10 protein-coding genes and 1 pseudogene are annotated in these 14507 nt (G+C 68.2%); all 11 read right to left on the bottom strand.

Translation table 11 applies throughout. The annotated features are described in order from the left end of the window. Positions 1-43: 43 nt before the first annotated feature. Positions 44-1138, bottom strand: coding sequence for a type VI secretion system protein TssA (gene tssA / locus ACHMXA_RS04700; protein WP_395318891.1), 1095 nt, complete (start codon positions 1136-1138; stop codon positions 44-46). Positions 1139-1290: 152 nt separating this feature from the next. Next, a complete protein-coding gene (locus tag ACHMXA_RS04695) occupies positions 1291-2472 on the bottom strand; it encodes a fumarylacetoacetate hydrolase family protein (RefSeq protein WP_395318889.1) in 1182 nt (393 codons plus the stop codon). 96 nt (positions 2473-2568) lie between these two features. Further along, positions 2569-6326, bottom strand: a pseudogene (locus ACHMXA_RS04690) (molybdopterin cofactor-binding domain-containing protein). A gap of 136 nt (positions 6327-6462) precedes the next feature. After that, positions 6463-6963, bottom strand: coding sequence for a (2Fe-2S)-binding protein (locus tag ACHMXA_RS04685; protein ID WP_395318887.1), 501 nt, complete (start codon positions 6961-6963; stop codon positions 6463-6465). Beyond that, positions 6941-8122 (bottom strand): ABC transporter substrate-binding protein, encoded by a 1182-nt coding sequence (locus tag ACHMXA_RS04680; RefSeq protein ID WP_395318885.1) that lies wholly within the window; start codon positions 8120-8122, stop codon positions 6941-6943. The genes ACHMXA_RS04685 and ACHMXA_RS04680 overlap by 23 nt, the downstream gene beginning before the upstream one ends. Before the next feature lie 52 nt (positions 8123-8174). Beyond that, positions 8175-8900 carry a bifunctional nicotinamidase/pyrazinamidase gene (gene pncA, locus ACHMXA_RS04675; RefSeq protein ID WP_395318883.1) on the bottom strand — a complete coding sequence of 242 codons (726 nt, stop codon included), beginning with the start codon at positions 8898-8900 and terminating at the stop codon, positions 8175-8177. A gap of 34 nt (positions 8901-8934) precedes the next feature. Next, positions 8935-9669 (bottom strand): ABC transporter ATP-binding protein, encoded by a 735-nt coding sequence (locus ACHMXA_RS04670; protein ID WP_395318881.1) that lies wholly within the window; start codon positions 9667-9669, stop codon positions 8935-8937. After that, complete coding sequence (locus ACHMXA_RS04665) at positions 9666-10472, bottom strand: ABC transporter ATP-binding protein (protein ID WP_395318879.1); 807 nt, start codon at positions 10470-10472, stop codon at positions 9666-9668. Before ACHMXA_RS04665 ends, ACHMXA_RS04670 begins: the two co-directional genes overlap by 4 nt. After that, complete coding sequence (locus ACHMXA_RS04660; RefSeq protein WP_395318877.1) at positions 10469-12403, bottom strand: ABC transporter permease; 1935 nt, start codon at positions 12401-12403, stop codon at positions 10469-10471. Before ACHMXA_RS04660 ends, ACHMXA_RS04665 begins: the two co-directional genes overlap by 4 nt. 222 nt (positions 12404-12625) lie before the next feature. After that, positions 12626-13831 carry an ABC transporter substrate-binding protein gene (locus tag ACHMXA_RS04655; protein ID WP_176665636.1) on the bottom strand — a complete coding sequence of 402 codons (1206 nt, stop codon included), beginning with the start codon at positions 13829-13831 and terminating at the stop codon, positions 12626-12628. A 70-nt stretch (positions 13832-13901) separates the two neighbouring features. After that, the gene (locus tag ACHMXA_RS04650) at positions 13902-14486 is read right to left on the bottom strand and encodes an amino acid synthesis family protein (RefSeq protein WP_395318874.1); all 585 of its coding nucleotides are present in this window, start codon (positions 14484-14486) and stop codon (positions 13902-13904) included. Positions 14487-14507 lie beyond the last annotated feature (21 nt).

The raw sequence follows: 14507 nt of genomic DNA, 5'->3' as shown, positions 1-14507 counted from the left end.
TGCGGGTGCGCCCCGTCGGCCTGCGTGCGCCTTGTCGTTACCGTTATTCGGCCTGGCCGCCGTTCAACGGCCGTCCTGCAAGACTTTCTATCTTCTGCAAACCCTCGGGCACGAGCTCTTCGATGATCTGGAAGAAGTTCAGGTCCAGCAGCCGCTGCGCCCTGCGGATGAGCATGGGCGCCGGATGGCTGGGCTCCGTTCGCTCCATGAACTGGCAAGCCTTTTCGAGCAACACCTGCACATCTTCACGGCTCGATATTTCAATATCCTTAATGAGCACCGGACGTAGGCCTGCACCGCCATTTGCGGGCCCCGCAGCCGCACCGTTCGCAACTGCTCCCGCGACGTCGGCCCCTTGCGCACCGGCTGCCGAGCGGGCCTCGCCGGGTACTGCCTCTTCAGCCTGTACCTGCTCCGGCAGCAGCTGGGCCACGGTTCGCAGCGAGCGCTCGAGCCGCGAGAAGTCGGGCGCCCAGCTCTGGCCGAGCGCGCGTTCGCAGGTCTCCCGGATGCGCTGCAGCAGCTCGAGTGCCGCACGCAACGCCACCACCGGAGGCGCCGATTTTTCCTGTGCGCGCCGCACCGTGTCCCTGAGCCGGCCGATGCCGCCCGGGTAGTCGATCTGATGGTCGGTCTTGCTCGAATCGAGCAAGGCCTCGACCTGCCGCAGGCTCATCGATGCGCCGCCGTCGTCGACCAGCCGCGCATCGCGCACGCTGCGTCCGAGTCCCTCGGCTTCGGCCAGCGCGGCCAGCGCATTCATGCGCGGCAGCGGGTCCTCGAAGCCGCCGTCGACGACGCGCGGATGCACGTCGTCCCAGAATTTCTGCAGCACCACGTCGACGAGTTGCAGTCCTTCGACGTAACCCGGCAAGCCGCGGTTCTCGGTCCACGCCAGCGTGAGGGGCACCAGCACCCGCAGGTCGCGCGTGCGTGTGCACAGCTGCTTCGCGATGCGCTCGACGCGAGCCCAATCGGGCGGCTCGGCGGGAATGATGGTCGAGCCGAACTGCTGCTCGCGCTTGCCCGCCGTTGCCTGGTGCAACGCCATGAAATCGGGGTCGTATTCCAGGTCTTCACCGCAAGGCAGCGGGCCCTCCACAGGCACCTGCAATAGATCGATCTCGCTCTGCGCCAACCTCTGCTCCCCTCGTTCAAACGTTTCCTAACAACAGCAATCTTGAGGGGAACAAGTGATGCGGTCAACAGCAACAGATTGCAACACGGCGCGTATGAATTACTAAGAAGTACAACTCCTTTTGAAATTCAAACAGAACGACTACACCTCGTTCACAGCAAACCGCGAGCAGCCAAATTGCGCATCAACGCACTGATACCAAAAGTCCACATCGGCGCCTTGTCCGCGTGCACCACGCGATTGACCAGCGCGCCGAGTTCCGGAGCGGCAATGCGCACCCGGTCACCCACGACGTGGGTGAATCCTTGCCCAGGCCCGTGACGGTCTTGTGTCGGAGCGAACATCGTTCCCAGAAACAACATGAAGCCATCGGGATAAGCGTGATTTACTCCTATGGTTTGCGACACGAGATCGAGCGGATCGCGGCTGATCTTCGATAGAGAACTCGATCCCTCGAGCACGAAGCCTTCGGGCCCCGCCACTTCCAGCGCAACGGTGATGCGGCGCACGTCCGCGATGCCGAAGTGCTCATCGAACAAGCGGATGAAAGGGCCGATCGCGCAGGAGGCGTTGTTGTCCTTCGCCTTGCCCAGCAGCAGTGCGCTGCGGCCTTCGAAGTCGCGCAGGTTGACGTCGTTGCCCAGCGCGGCGCCGAGGGTTTCGCCGCGGCTGTTCACCGCGAGCACGACCTCGGGCTCGGGGTTGTTCCACGCGGAACCCGAATGGATGCCCACGTCCGCGCCGGTGCCCACGGCGGAGAGCACCGGCGCCTTCGTGAAGATCTCCGCGTCGGGCCCGATGCCCACCTCGAGGTACTGCGACCACGCGCCCTGCGCAATCAACACTTCCTTGACCTTCATTGCCTCGGGCGATCCGGGCACGATGTCCGCGAGGTTGTCGCCGAGCACGCTGCCGATGGCCGCGCGCGTGGCTTCCGCCTTCGACGCATCACCGCGCGCCTGCTCCTCGATCACGCGTTCGAGCAGGCTCGCAACAAATGTGACCCCGCTGGCCTTCACGGCCTGCAGGTCGCAGGGCGCGAGAAGCCATGGCCTGGCCGCATCGCGCGCGGTCTCGTCGCTGTTGGCAAGGACCTCATCGAGCGCCGCGATGCGCGGTGCGCCCTGCAATGCGCGGCGAACTGCCTGTGCAGGCGCTTCCTTGCCTTCGAGCAGATCGCTCATGGTGGGCGCGAGCTTCGAAAGGTCGTGCAGGCCGCCTTCGTGAACGGCAATAAGCACGGGGCCGACGCCGGGCTGCCAGAGGCGTCCGACGAGGGTGGCGCGTTCGGCGTCGCGGGGAAGGCAGGAAGAGATGGAAAGATCGAGCGGCATGGCGTGGTGTCTCCGTGGATGGGTGTGCGCTGTGCCGCATCGTAGCGGCGCACACGGGAGACGGCGCGGCCTGCTTCGCCTTTTCTCCGTCCGCAGTCAGTGCCCCGGCGTCGCGCGCACGCGCGCCACCTCGGCGGGCAGGTCGGTCCACGCCGGCGCCTGCGGCGCGAAGCGCGCGCGCATGTAGCCGGCGAGTTCGGCGATCTGCCGGTCGTCGAGCACCTCGCGGAAGCCGGGCATGAAGCCGATGTCGCGGCTCGCGGGTTCGCGTACGCCGTCGAGGATGGTGCGCAGCAGGTTGTCGGGCCGCGCGCTGGTGAGGTTGCTGTTGAGCGCGAGCGGCGTGTTGACGCCGAGCAGCGTGGGGCCGTTGCCGTCGTGGTGGCAGGAGGCGCAGGCACTGTCGAACATGCGCTGTGCGGGGCCCAGCAGCTGCCCCTGCGTGCGTGCGGCGTTGTCGACCACCTGCTGCGCGACGGCTGCGGGCTGCGCGGCAGGCGGGGGATTGAACGAGCCGAGGTAGGTCGCCATCGCGCGGATGTCCTCATCGGGCACCTGAGCGAGTTCACGCACCACCTCGGCCATCGGCCCGCCCGCGATGCCGTGGCGCTGCGTGTGGCCGTGGCGCAGGTAGCGGTAGAGCTCGTCGGCATCCCACGACACCGCCGACTTCGACGCCAGCTGCGTGAGCGCCGGCGCCTCCCAGCCATCGACCATCGCGCCCGAGAGGAAGGCGCTGCCGCCCTGCTCCGCGCCGAGCGCGTTGCGCGGCGTATGGCAGGCGCCGCAATGCCCGAGGCCGTTGACGAGGTATGCGCCGCGGTTCCACTCCGCGCTCTGCGTGGCCACGGGCTGCATCGGCGCCGGATCGTGGAAGAGCGCATTCCAGCCGGCCATCAGCGGCCGGATGCTGAACGGAAACTTGAGCTCGGACTTCGGCGTCTCCGCGCGCACGGCAGGCAGCGACATGAAGTACGCGTACAGCGCCTGCAGGTCGTCGTCGCTGGTCTTCGCGAAGGCGGTGTAGGGGAACGCGGGATACAGGTAGTGGCCGTCGCGCGAGACGCCCTCGCGCATCGCGCGCTGGAAGGCGCTGAACGACCAGCGGCCGAGGCCCGTTTCCGCATCCGGCGTGAGGTTGGTGGTGTAGAGCGTGCCGAAGGGCGTGTCCATGGCGCGGCCGCCCGCGTTGGCCGTGCCGCCGGGTGCGGTGTGGCACACGGCGCAGTCGCCCACCGCGGCGAGCACGCGGCCGCGCTCGATGGTGGCCTGGCTGTAGACCGGAGCGGTGAGCGACACCGGCGCGATGGCCGAGCGCCAGCCGAGCAGTCCCGCGATGACGCCGATGCCACCCACGACCAGCGCCGCGCCGGTGGCCCACACGCCCTTGCGCCGAGGCCATGGTGCATTGCTCCTTCCCCCTCCGGGGGAAGGTTGGGATGGGGGCACAGCAGCGTCGCCATCCGGGCGCCGCATGCCCCCACCCCCGCCCTCCCCCAGAGGGGAGGGAGCAGACTCCGATTCAACTCCGCCAACACCGTCTCCGGCGTGAACGGCGGCGACCTGAAGCGCACGCCCGTCGCATCGAAGATCGCATTCGCAATTGCCGCCGTGCCCGGCACCGACGACGACTCGCCCGCGCCCAGCGAAGGTTCGCCGGGCCGCGGCATGTGCATCACCTCGATCACCGGCACTTCGCGGAAGTTGATGATCGGGTAGCCGCCCCACTCGCGGCTCGCGACCACGCCGGAAGGCAGCACGCCCGGCAGCTGCGCGCCCGTCGCCGCGCCTTGCTGTTGCTGCTGTTGTTGCGGCGCGAACTCCACCCGCTCCTTGAGCGCCCGGCTCGTCGTCTGGATCACGTTGCCGTGCACCTGGTGCTCGACGCCCGCCGGGTTGATCATCAGGCCGGCGTCATGCCCCACCACCACGCGGCGCACGTGCACCTCGCCGGTCTTGCGGTTGACCTCCACGTCGGCCACCCACGCGGCCCACGCCGCGCCGAAGCCCGGCCACTTGCTGTGGACGTAGCGCGCATAGGCGAAGCCCTGGCCGAAGAGGATGTCGCCGCCCTCGCCCAGCCCGCCGTCGGCGTTCTCCTGCGGCCCGGTGCGCATGCGCCAGCCGGCCTTCTGCGCGGTTGCCTGCACGAGCTCGACGGCGCGCGGGTCCTTCAGATGCCGCAGCCTGAACTGCACCGGGTCGACGCCCGCCGCCGTCGCCAGCTCGTCGATGTACGACTCGTGCGCGAACGAGCTCGGCAGCGCCGACACGCCGCGCAGCCACGAGGCGCGCACGATCGGCGCCATGTCGTTGACCTTCACGCGCAGGTTGTCGTAGCTGTAGGGCGGACGCGCGGTGCGGTCGCCCATCTCGAAGGCCTGCGCCACCGGCTCGATGGTGCGCGTGAGCAGCAGCGCAAGCGTGGGCGCGCCGTTCGACGGGTACGAGGTTTCGAAGTCGTAGGCGGCGACGCTGCCGTCGGCCATGAGGCCGCCGTCGATTTCCATCAGCTGCGCCGCGCCCTTGGGCTCCCACGCATGCTCCTGCTCGCGCGTGAGCTGCACGCGCACCGGTGCGCCCACCGCGCGCGCGAGCAGCGCCGCGTCGGCGGCCACGTCGTCGGCGCCGTTGCGGCCGTAGCAGCCCGCGGCCTCCATGCGGACCACGTCGACCTGCACGTCCTCCACGCCGATGAGCTTCGCAAGATCGGCGCGCAGCACGTGCGGGTTCTGCGAGCCGGCCCAGCAGCGCAGCTGCATGCCGCTGCCGTCGGCGGGCTGCCATTCGGCCAGCGCGCACGACGGGCCGATGGACGCATGCATCTGGTAGGGCCACACGTAGGTGCGGTGCATGGGCTGCGCCGCCGATGCGATGGCGCCGTCGACATCGCCTTCGTCGACCAGCAGCCGCTGCGTGGAGGGGTTGTCGCGCAGGGCCTTCGCGAGGTCGCCGAGGTCGGGCATGCCGGGCCATGGCTTCCACTTCACGCGCAGCTCGCGCAGCGCCTGCTCGGCGTGCTCTTCGCGTTCGGCCACGATGCCGACGAAGTCGCGGATGACGACCACCGCGCGGATGCCGGGGATGTGCGCGATCGACGACTCGTCGACCGACTCCAGCGTGTTGCCGATGAACTCGCCGTGGTCCGCGCCCGCATACGGCGGGCGCACCACGCGGCCGTGCAGCATGCCGGGCACGCGCATGTCGTGCACGAACACGAGTTCGCCAGCGAGCTTGGCCGGGATGTCGACGCGCGCCTGCCGCGTGCCGACCACGCGGTAGTCGGCCGGGTCCTTGGGCCTGGCGTGCGGATCGAGCCGCAGCACGGTGCGCTGCCCTGCGACCAGCTCGGCGTAGCTGACATGCCGATCAGGTGCCTCCGCGACGCGCACCACGCCGTTGCGCACCTGCAGCGCATCCTCGGCCACGCCCAGGCGCTCGGCCGCACGCGCAAGCAGCCATGCGCGCGCCTGCGCCGCGGCCAGCCGCAGCGGCTGCGCATGGATCTGGATCGACGCGCTCGCGATGGTCGCACCCTGGTTGGGCGCGCGCGCGGTGTCGCCGAGCATCACGCGCACGCAGGGCATGCCGAGATCGAGCTCCTCGGCCACGATCTGGCCTAGCGCCGTCTGGATGCCGGTGCCGAGGTCGACGTGTCCGTTGAGCGCGGAGGCGCTGCCGTCGTCCCACACGGCAAGCAGCACCTCGTCGCCTTCGGCGGGATTGCTGGCGATGAAGGCAGGCTGGCCCTTGGCCGGGGGCGGCGGCGGCGGGGTCTCGCGCAGCACCAGCAGCACGCCGGTGGCGGCAAGGAACTCGGCGCGCGTCTGCGGCAGGTCGGCGCGGCGCATCATGGAATTTGCCCCCTCTCCCGCCTGCGGGAGAGGGTTGGGGTGAGGGCCGGCGGCGATAGCAATGGCTGCGCTTCGGCAAAGGCCGATGCCCTCACCCTGGCCCTCTCCCAAAGCGAGAGGGGAGAAGACCCGAAACTCATGCGCTTGCCTCCGCACGCATGCGCACCGCCGCGCGCTGCACCGCGTCCAGAATCTCGATGTGCGTGCCGCAGCGGCACAGGTTGCCCGACAGCTCGGCGCGGATGCGCGCTTCGCTCGCCTGCGGATCGCGCGCGAGCAGCGCCGCCGCCTGCATCACCATGCCGTTGAGGCAGTAGCCGCACTGCGCGGCCTGCGCGTCCTCGAAGGCGGCCTGCACCGGGTGCCAGCTGCCGCGCGAGCCCAGGCCTTCGAGCGTGGTGATGGCACGCCCCGCCACGCCGTGCGCCGGAATCACGCACGAACGCGCGGCCACGCCGTCCACGTGCACGGTACAGGCGCCGCACTGCCCCAGTCCGCAGCCGTACTTGGGGCCGTTAAGCCCCAGGTCGTTGCGCAGCAGGTGAAGCAGCGTCGCCTCGCGCGGCACGCCCGCTATCGATTGCGCCCGGCCGTTGACCAGCAGGCGCAGCGGCTCAGCGCCGCAGCTGGCCGTCACGGGCGTATATCTCCAGATCGACGAAGGTCGAGCCGTTGTGGTTCTTCGCGCTGTACTCGATGGGGAATTCGCCGAAGCGCGTGCTGCCGATGCTCTCCAGCCCGGCGATGAAGCTGTCGCGCGTGGGCGTCTTGCCCGCGCGGCGCAGGCCCTCGACCATCACGCGCGCGACGATGTAGCCCTCCAGCGCGGTGTAGCTGTCGATCTTCTCGCCGAACTCGGCGCGGTCTCGCTGGTAGTCGGCCACGATGGGCACGCGCAGCGCCTGCGGCGGCGGCACGATGCTGGCCGTGACCAGGCCCGCGAGCTTGCCGTCGAGCCGCTTGGCCGAGCCGGCCGCATCGGTGATGCCGACCGACAGCGTGTACAGCGGCGAACCCACGGCGCTGGCGCGGTAGTCGCGCATGAACACTTCCACCATGCGCCCGGCCATGATCATCACGACCGCGCCCGGCTTCGCGTCGGCGAGGCCGGTGACGACCTGCTTCGCGTCCTCGGCCGCGATGGCCAGCGGGAAGGTCTTGAGCACCTTCACCTTGTAGTCGGCCGCGAGCTCCTCGCAGGTGGCGAGGTTCGACTTGCCGAAGGCGCTGTCCTGGTAGACCACCGCGATCGACTGGATGCCGATGGTCGAGAGGTGGCTGATGATCTTGCGCAGCTCCAGGTCGTAGCCCGCGCGCACGTGGAACAGGTAGCGGTTGACCTTGGTGCGGAACGACGTGGTGCCCACCAGCGGCGCGAACATCGGCACGCCGGCCTTCTCCGCGAGCGGCATCGCCGCGGCGAGATTGCCGGTGGCCACGTAGCCGGTGAGCGCGAAGACCTTGTCCTCGTCGATCAGCTTGGCCGTGTTGACTGCCGTCTTCGCGGGGTCGTAGGCGTCGTCGTAGGTGACCAGCTCGATCTTGCGGCCGTTCACGCCACCCGACTTGTTGACCCTGTCGAGGTAGAGCTTGATGCCCGCGCGGTAGTCGATGCCGAAGTCTTTCGCCGGCCCGCTGAACACGGCGGATTGGCCGATACGGATGGTGGTGTCGGTCACACCGGTCGTGGCGTTGTCCGCGCGTGCCGGACGCAACAGGCCAGGGAACAGGCCGGGGCCGAGCGCCAGGGCGGCGGCGCTCGCCACCATGGCACGCCTTGAGATCGAGGGCTTCATGCGTCGTGGGTCCTGTGTTCCTGTTGCTCTTTGCGACTCGCGCGATGCGCGCTCAGGCGATCTGGATGTCTGCCGACTGGATCCGCTTGACGCCCTTGGCCGTCATCTGCTTCCAGGCCGCGGCCAGCGAGCCGTTGAGGTCGATGCCGCGCGTGGCGTCCTCGATCACGTAGGCCTCGAAGCCGGCCTTGCGTGCGTCCATCGCGGTCCAGGCCACGCAGAAGTCGGTGGCCAGGCCGGTGACGAACACGGTCTTGATGCCGCGCGCCTTCAGGTAGCCGGCCAGGCCGGTGGCCGTCTTGTGGTCGGCTTCCTCGAAGGCCGAGTAGCTGTCCATGTCCTTATGGAAGCCCTTGCGGATGACGAGCTGCGCGGTGGGCACCTTCAGGTCCTTGCCGAGCGCCGCGTCGTCGGTGCCCTGCACGCAGTGGTCGGGCCACAGCACCTGCGTACCGTAGCTGAGCTTGGTGGTCTCGAAAGGCTTCTTGCCGCTGTAGGTGCTGGCGAAAGATGCATGGCCCGCCGTGTGCCAGTCCTGCGTGACCACGATGTTCTCGAAGGCCGGCGCGAGCGCGTTGATCACCGGGATGACCTCGTTGCCGCCCTTCACCGCCAGCGTGCCGCCGTCGAGAAAGCAGTTCTGCACGTCGACCACGATCAGCGCCGCCTTGGCGCCGGGCTTGATCTTGCCGGCCGCGAAGGCGTTGAAGGCGACACTGCCGAGGCCACCGGCCAGCCCGAAGGCGGCGGCGGATTTCACGAGGGTTCTGCGATGCATGGCGTGGACTCCGGGGGGTTGAAGGAAATCGGGCTCAAACACTCAGGTAGGCGCGGCGCACTTCGTCGTTCGCCGCGAGCTCGGCCATCGTGGCGTGATAGCGGATCTGGCCCTTCTCGAGCACGTAGGCGCGGTCGGACACCAGTTCGGCGAAGTGCATGTTCTGCTCCGACAGCAGGATGCTCACGCCCTGCGCCTTGAGCTCCAGGATCATGTTGGCCATCTGCTCGACGATCACCGGCGCCACGCCCTCGGACGGTTCGTCGAGCAGCACGAGATACGGGTTGCCCATGAGCGTGCGCGCGACCGTGAGCATCTGCTGCTCGCCGCCGCTCATGCGCCCGCCCGGGCGGTTGGGCATCTCGCCAAGGTTGGGGAAGAGCTTGAACAGGCGCTCGGGCGTCCACAGCGGCGCGTCTGTGCCATCGGCCCAGCGGCGCGCAGGCTGCTTTCCGACCTCGAGGTTCTCCATCACCGTGAGGTCGGTGAACACGCGGCGGTCTTCAGGCACAAAGCCCAGGCCCAGTCGCGCCGCGTGGTGCGGCTCGCTCTTGGAGATGTCGTGGCCCAGGAAGCGCACCGCACCGCGGCGCTTGGCCAGCATGCCGATCAGCGCCTTCAGCGTGGTCGACTTGCCCGCGCCGTTGCGGCCCATGAGCGCGACCACTTCGCCGCGGCGCACTTCGAGATCGACGTCGTAGAGGATCTGTGCGGCACCGTACCAGGCGCACAGGGCCTTGGCCTGCAGGAGGGGTTCTTGGGTGCTCATGCGGCTTCTCCAACGGCTTCAGCTTTCTTCTCGAAGGTCTTGCCGGTGCCGAAGTACACCTCCTGCACCTTCGGATGGTCGCGGATCTCCAGCGGCTTGCCCTGCGCGATGAGGCGACCGCGCGCGAGCACGATCATGCGATCGGCGTACGCGAACACCACGTCCATGCTGTGCTCGGTGAACAGCACGGCCAGGCCGCGCTGGATGACGAGATCCTTGGTCAGCGCCATGAGCGAGTTGCGCTCCTTGGGCGCCATGCCTGCGGTGGGCTCGTCCATCAGCAGCAGCTTGGGCGAGTTGGCCATCGCGATGGCGAGCTCGACGCGCTTCACGTCGCCGTAGGCGAGCACGCTGCAGGGTCGGTCGGCCTGCGACTTCATGCCGACCTGGTCGAGCAGCGCGAGCGCTTCCTCGCGCTTGTGGTCGGCCGCACGGCGCCACATCGAGAACAGCTTGCCGTCGTGCGATAGCAGCGCCATCTGCACGTTCTCGGCCACGGTGAGCGAGGCGAAGGTCTCGGCGATCTGGAAGGTTCGGCCCACGCCTTTGCGCCAGATGGCGCGCGGCTTCTGGCCGACGAGCTCGTGCCCGTCGAACAGGATCGAGCCCTGGTCTGCCTTGAGCTGGCCGTTGACCATGTTGAAGGTGGTGGACTTGCCGGCGCCGTTGGGGCCGATGAGGGCCAGCAGTTCGCCGGCATGCAGTTCGAAGCTGATGCCGTCGACGGCCTTCACGCCGCCGAAGGACTTGCCGAGGTTCTCGACCTTCAGCAGTGGTGGGTTGGAGCTGTTGGGGGAAGTCATGCCTTGGCCTCCTTCACCTCAGGCACCGCCGGCGCCGTTTCGGGCTTGCCGCGGCGCAGCAGCTTGTCGGTCAGCTGCTTGGCAAAGCCTGCAATGCCCTGCGGGAACAGCAGCACGAGGATCAGGATGATGGCGCCGAGCGTCGCGCGCCAGTAGTCGGTGTTGCGCGCCACGGTGTCGTGCAGCCAGCTGAAGGTGACGGCGCCGACCACCGGCCCGGCCAGGGTCTGGATGCCGCCCAGCAGCACCATCACCAGCCCGTCGACCGACTTGTCGACGCTGAGGCTTTCGGGCGAGATGCTGCCCTTGGAAAAAGCGTAGAGCGAACCGGCCAGACCGGCCGCGGCGCCGGCGACGACGAAGGCGGTCCACTGCATGCGCTTGACGTCGATGCCGATGGCGTCGGCGCGAAGCAGCGAGTCGCGGCCCGCGCGCAATGCATAGCCGAAGGGCGAGAACAGCACGCGGCGCAGCATCAGGATGCCGGCGGCCACGAGCACCAGCGTGAGCCAGTAGTAGGTGCGCTTGTCCGACAGCCACTCCGACGGCCACACGCCCGTGAGGCCGTTGCTGCCGCCGGTGAACGAATCCCACTGGTAGACGACGGCCCAGGTGATCTGCGCGAAGGCCAGCGTGAGCATGGCCAGGTACACGCCCGACAGCCGCACCGCGAACCAGCCGTAGACCAGGGCGCCGATGGCCGCGACCAGCGGGGCCACGACGAGCGCCGCTTCCATCGGCAGGCCGCTGGAGCGCACCAGCAGCGCGGCGCCATAGGCCCCCAGGCCGAAGTAGGCGGCATGGCCGAACGAGTGCATGCCGGCCGGGCCCATGATGAAGTGCAGGCTGGCGGCGAACAGCGCGGCGATCAGCAGGTCGATCATCAGCACCGTGGTGTAGGGCGAGCCGGCGGTGAGCAGTGGCATGGCCATGAGCGCCACGCCCAGTGCGGCCACCAGCCACAGGTAGCCCTTGCTCGCGCGGCGCAGTGGCTCCTCGGCCATGCCCACGTAGCGGCTGGGCGCCTGCGGCCGGCCGAACAGGCCCCACGGACGCCACACCAGCACGATGGCCATGACGATGAAGTCGACCACCAGCGTGAGCTTCGAGAACGACACGCTGTAGCCGAAGATTTCAACCACGCCGAGCCAGATGCACACGGCCTTGATTTCGGAGATCAGCAGCGCGGCTGCATAGGCGCCCGGAATGGAGCCCATGCCGCCAACCACCACCACCACGAAGGCCGCGCCGATGGTGTTGAGGTCCATCGCCAGCGTAGCCGGTTCGCGCGGTAACTGCAGCGCGCCGCCCAGGCCCGCGAGCATGGCGCCGAGCCCGAACACCGCGGTGAAGAGCCAGGCCTGGTTCACGCCCAGCGCGCTGACCATCTCGCGGTCTTGCGTGGCGGCGCGCACCAGCGTGCCCCAGCGGGTGCGCGTGAGCAGCAGCCACATCAGGCCGAGCACGACCGGGCCGACGACGATCAGAAACAGGTCATAGGTCGGAAACTGCCGGCCCAGGATTTCCACCGAGCCCGACAGGCCCGGCGCGCGCGGCCCGAGCAGCTCGTCAGGCCCCCAGATGTAGAGCACCGCGTCCTTGATGACGAGAACGAGTGCGAAGGTCGCCAGCAGCTGGAACAGCTCCGGCGACTTGTAGATGCGGCGCAGCAGCACCATTTCGATCAGCGCGCCGAGGATGCCGACCGCAATCGCGGAAAGCACCACCGCCGGCCAGAAGGCCATGCCGCCGCCGAGCTTCTCGACCAGCGTGTAGGCGAGGTAGATGCCGACCATGAAGAAGGAGCCATGCGCGAAGTTGACGATGCGCGTGACGCCGAAGATCAGCGAAAGACCGGCCCCCACGAGGAACAGCGACGAAGCCGACGACAGCCCGGTGAGGAACTGAAGCAGCAATGAAGAAAGACTCATCCGAAGGCCTTCTGGTGGCGGTTTTCATTCATGGGAGGAGCATCCGCATTCAACGCAGCCCCGCGGTTGGCGCCGTCGTGCCCCCACCCCGACCCTCCCCCAAAAGGGGAGGGAGAAATTCGGGGAACACCACGGAACCGGCTTTGCCGGGCCGTTGGTGTTGCCCCCGGAAGGGGGTTGGCGAAGCGACACGAAGTGCGCGCAGCCTGGGGGCGAGCCATATCAATCGGCGGCGCGCGATTTCTTGACGTCGGCGGCGGAGGGCTGGAACTTGGCGCCGTCGAAGTAGGTGTAGTCGACCATCACGCCCTTGCCGTTCTCGTTCTTCGTCTTGCCGACGAAGGCGCCCATGGTGGACTGGTGGTCTTCGGCGCGGTAGCTGATCTTGCCGAACGGCGTATCGACCTGCAGGCCCTTGAAGGCTTCGACGAGCTTCGGCGTTTCGGTGCCCTTGGCCTTGACCACGCCGGCCGCGACGGACTTGATCATGCTGTAGCCGACCACCGAGCCCAGGCGCGGGTAGTCGTTGTACTTGGCGTGGTACGCGAGGAAGAAGGCCTTGTGCTCGGGCGTCTGGATGCCGTACCAGGGATAGCCGGTCACGATCCAGCCGTTGGGCGTTTCGTCCTTCAGCGGATCGAGGTACTCGGGCTCGCCGGTCAGCACGCTGACGACCGAGCGGTCCTTGAAGAGGCCGCGGGTGTTGCCTTCGCGCACGAACTTCGAGAGGTCGGCGCCGAAGAGCACGTTGAAGATCGCATCGGGCTTGGCGTCGGCCAGCGCCTGGGCGACGGCGCCCGCGTCGACCTTGCCGAGCGGCGGCGCCTGCTCGGCAACGAACTCGACGTCGGGCTGCGCGGCCTTCAGCAGTGTCTTGAATGCAGCCACGGCCGACTGGCCGTATTCGTAGTTGGGGTACACGACGGCCCAGCGCTTCTTCTTGAGCTTGACGGCTTCCGGCACCAGCATCGCGGCCTGCATGTAGGTGCCGGGACGCAGGCGGTAGGTGTATTCATTGCCGCCCTGCCAGGTCATCTTGTCGGTCAGCGGTTCGCCGGCCAGGAAGAAGATTTTTTTCTGCTTGGCGAAGTCGGCCACGGCCAGGCCGGTGTTCGACAGGAAGGTGCCGGTGAGCACGTCGATCTTCTCGCGCGCCACCAGTTCTTCGGCCACTCGCACGGCGTCGCCGGGGTTGGCGTTGTCGTCGCGCATGATGAGCTCGACCTTCTTCCCGTTCACGCCGCCCTTGGCGTTGATCTCTTCGACGGCCAGCTCCATGCCCTTCTTGTAGGGCTCGAGGAAGGCGGGCTGGGCCTTGTAGCTGTTGACTTCGCCGATCTTGATCACGCCTTGCGCATGCGCGGGAACGAGAGCAGTGGTCAGCGCTGCGAGGGCTGCGGCGCTGAAGACGTGACGCAATGGGGTCATGGGGAAAGCTCCTTGAAATCGAAAGAGGAAAGGAAACACCGTGAATGGGCTGGAAGGGCGAAAGAAACGATCAGCGAAGACCGTCTTCGCCCTTGATCTCATGGACCTGCAGGCCGCCGATGCGCGGCAGCGGCCGGCCGCTGTCGGTAACGGCCACCGCCACCACGATCTCGTTGGCGCGCGGCGCGTCGCTCACGCGAGCCTCGACGGCGTCGAAATGGCTGCGCACGAAGGCGGCGTCCTTGTGGCCCAGCGGCACGTCGATGGCGGTGCCCAGCGTGCCCTGCTTCTTGGCCGAGGGCACGAGTGCCGCGCCCTTCTCGACCGCCACGCGCAGCGGCGCGCCCAGCTTGGGATGCAGGATGGCGGCGGCATGCTCGAGCTCGCCGCGCTCGCCGACGATGGCGGCCTTGCCGTAGCTTTGCGCCTGGCCGGGCTCGATGCCCAGCGCCTTCACGGCCTTCTGGCCCAGCAGCGCGCCGAGTTCCTCGCCGATGGCGATGAGCTCGTCGAGGTTCTCGCTGTAGCGGCCCGCGTAGGGGTTCTCGATGACTGCGATGGCGACGGCGCGGCGCGTGGGCGGCGTGATGTCCTGGCCCATTTCCTTGCGGGTTTCGTCGACCTGGACGACGAGCTTGCGGATGTTGGCGGTCATGTTCTGTGTGTTCCTTGTCTT

This window comes from Variovorax sp. UC74_104, assembly GCF_044055375.1.
GTDB lineage: Bacteria > Pseudomonadota > Gammaproteobacteria > Burkholderiales > Burkholderiaceae_C > Variovorax.
This window is presented reverse-complemented; position numbering and strand designations above follow the sequence as displayed.

Coding starts and splice junctions, on each gene's coding strand:
- ACHMXA_RS04695 (WP_395318889.1), bottom strand. CDS start 2,472: ATGCCGCTCGATCTTTCCATCTCTTCCTGCCTTCCCCGCGACGCCGAA.
- ACHMXA_RS04680 (WP_395318885.1), bottom strand. CDS start 8,122: ATGAAGCCCTCGATCTCAAGGCGTGCCATGGTGGCGAGCGCCGCCGCC.
- pncA (WP_395318883.1), bottom strand. CDS start 8,900: ATGCATCGCAGAACCCTCGTGAAATCCGCCGCCGCCTTCGGGCTGGCC.
- ACHMXA_RS04670 (WP_395318881.1), bottom strand. CDS start 9,669: ATGAGCACCCAAGAACCCCTCCTGCAGGCCAAGGCCCTGTGCGCCTGG.
- ACHMXA_RS04665 (WP_395318879.1), bottom strand. CDS start 10,472: ATGACTTCCCCCAACAGCTCCAACCCACCACTGCTGAAGGTCGAGAAC.
- ACHMXA_RS04660 (WP_395318877.1), bottom strand. CDS start 12,403: ATGAGTCTTTCTTCATTGCTGCTTCAGTTCCTCACCGGGCTGTCGTCG.
- ACHMXA_RS04655 (WP_176665636.1), bottom strand. CDS start 13,831: ATGACCCCATTGCGTCACGTCTTCAGCGCCGCAGCCCTCGCAGCGCTG.
- ACHMXA_RS04650 (WP_395318874.1), bottom strand. CDS start 14,486: ATGACCGCCAACATCCGCAAGCTCGTCGTCCAGGTCGACGAAACCCGC.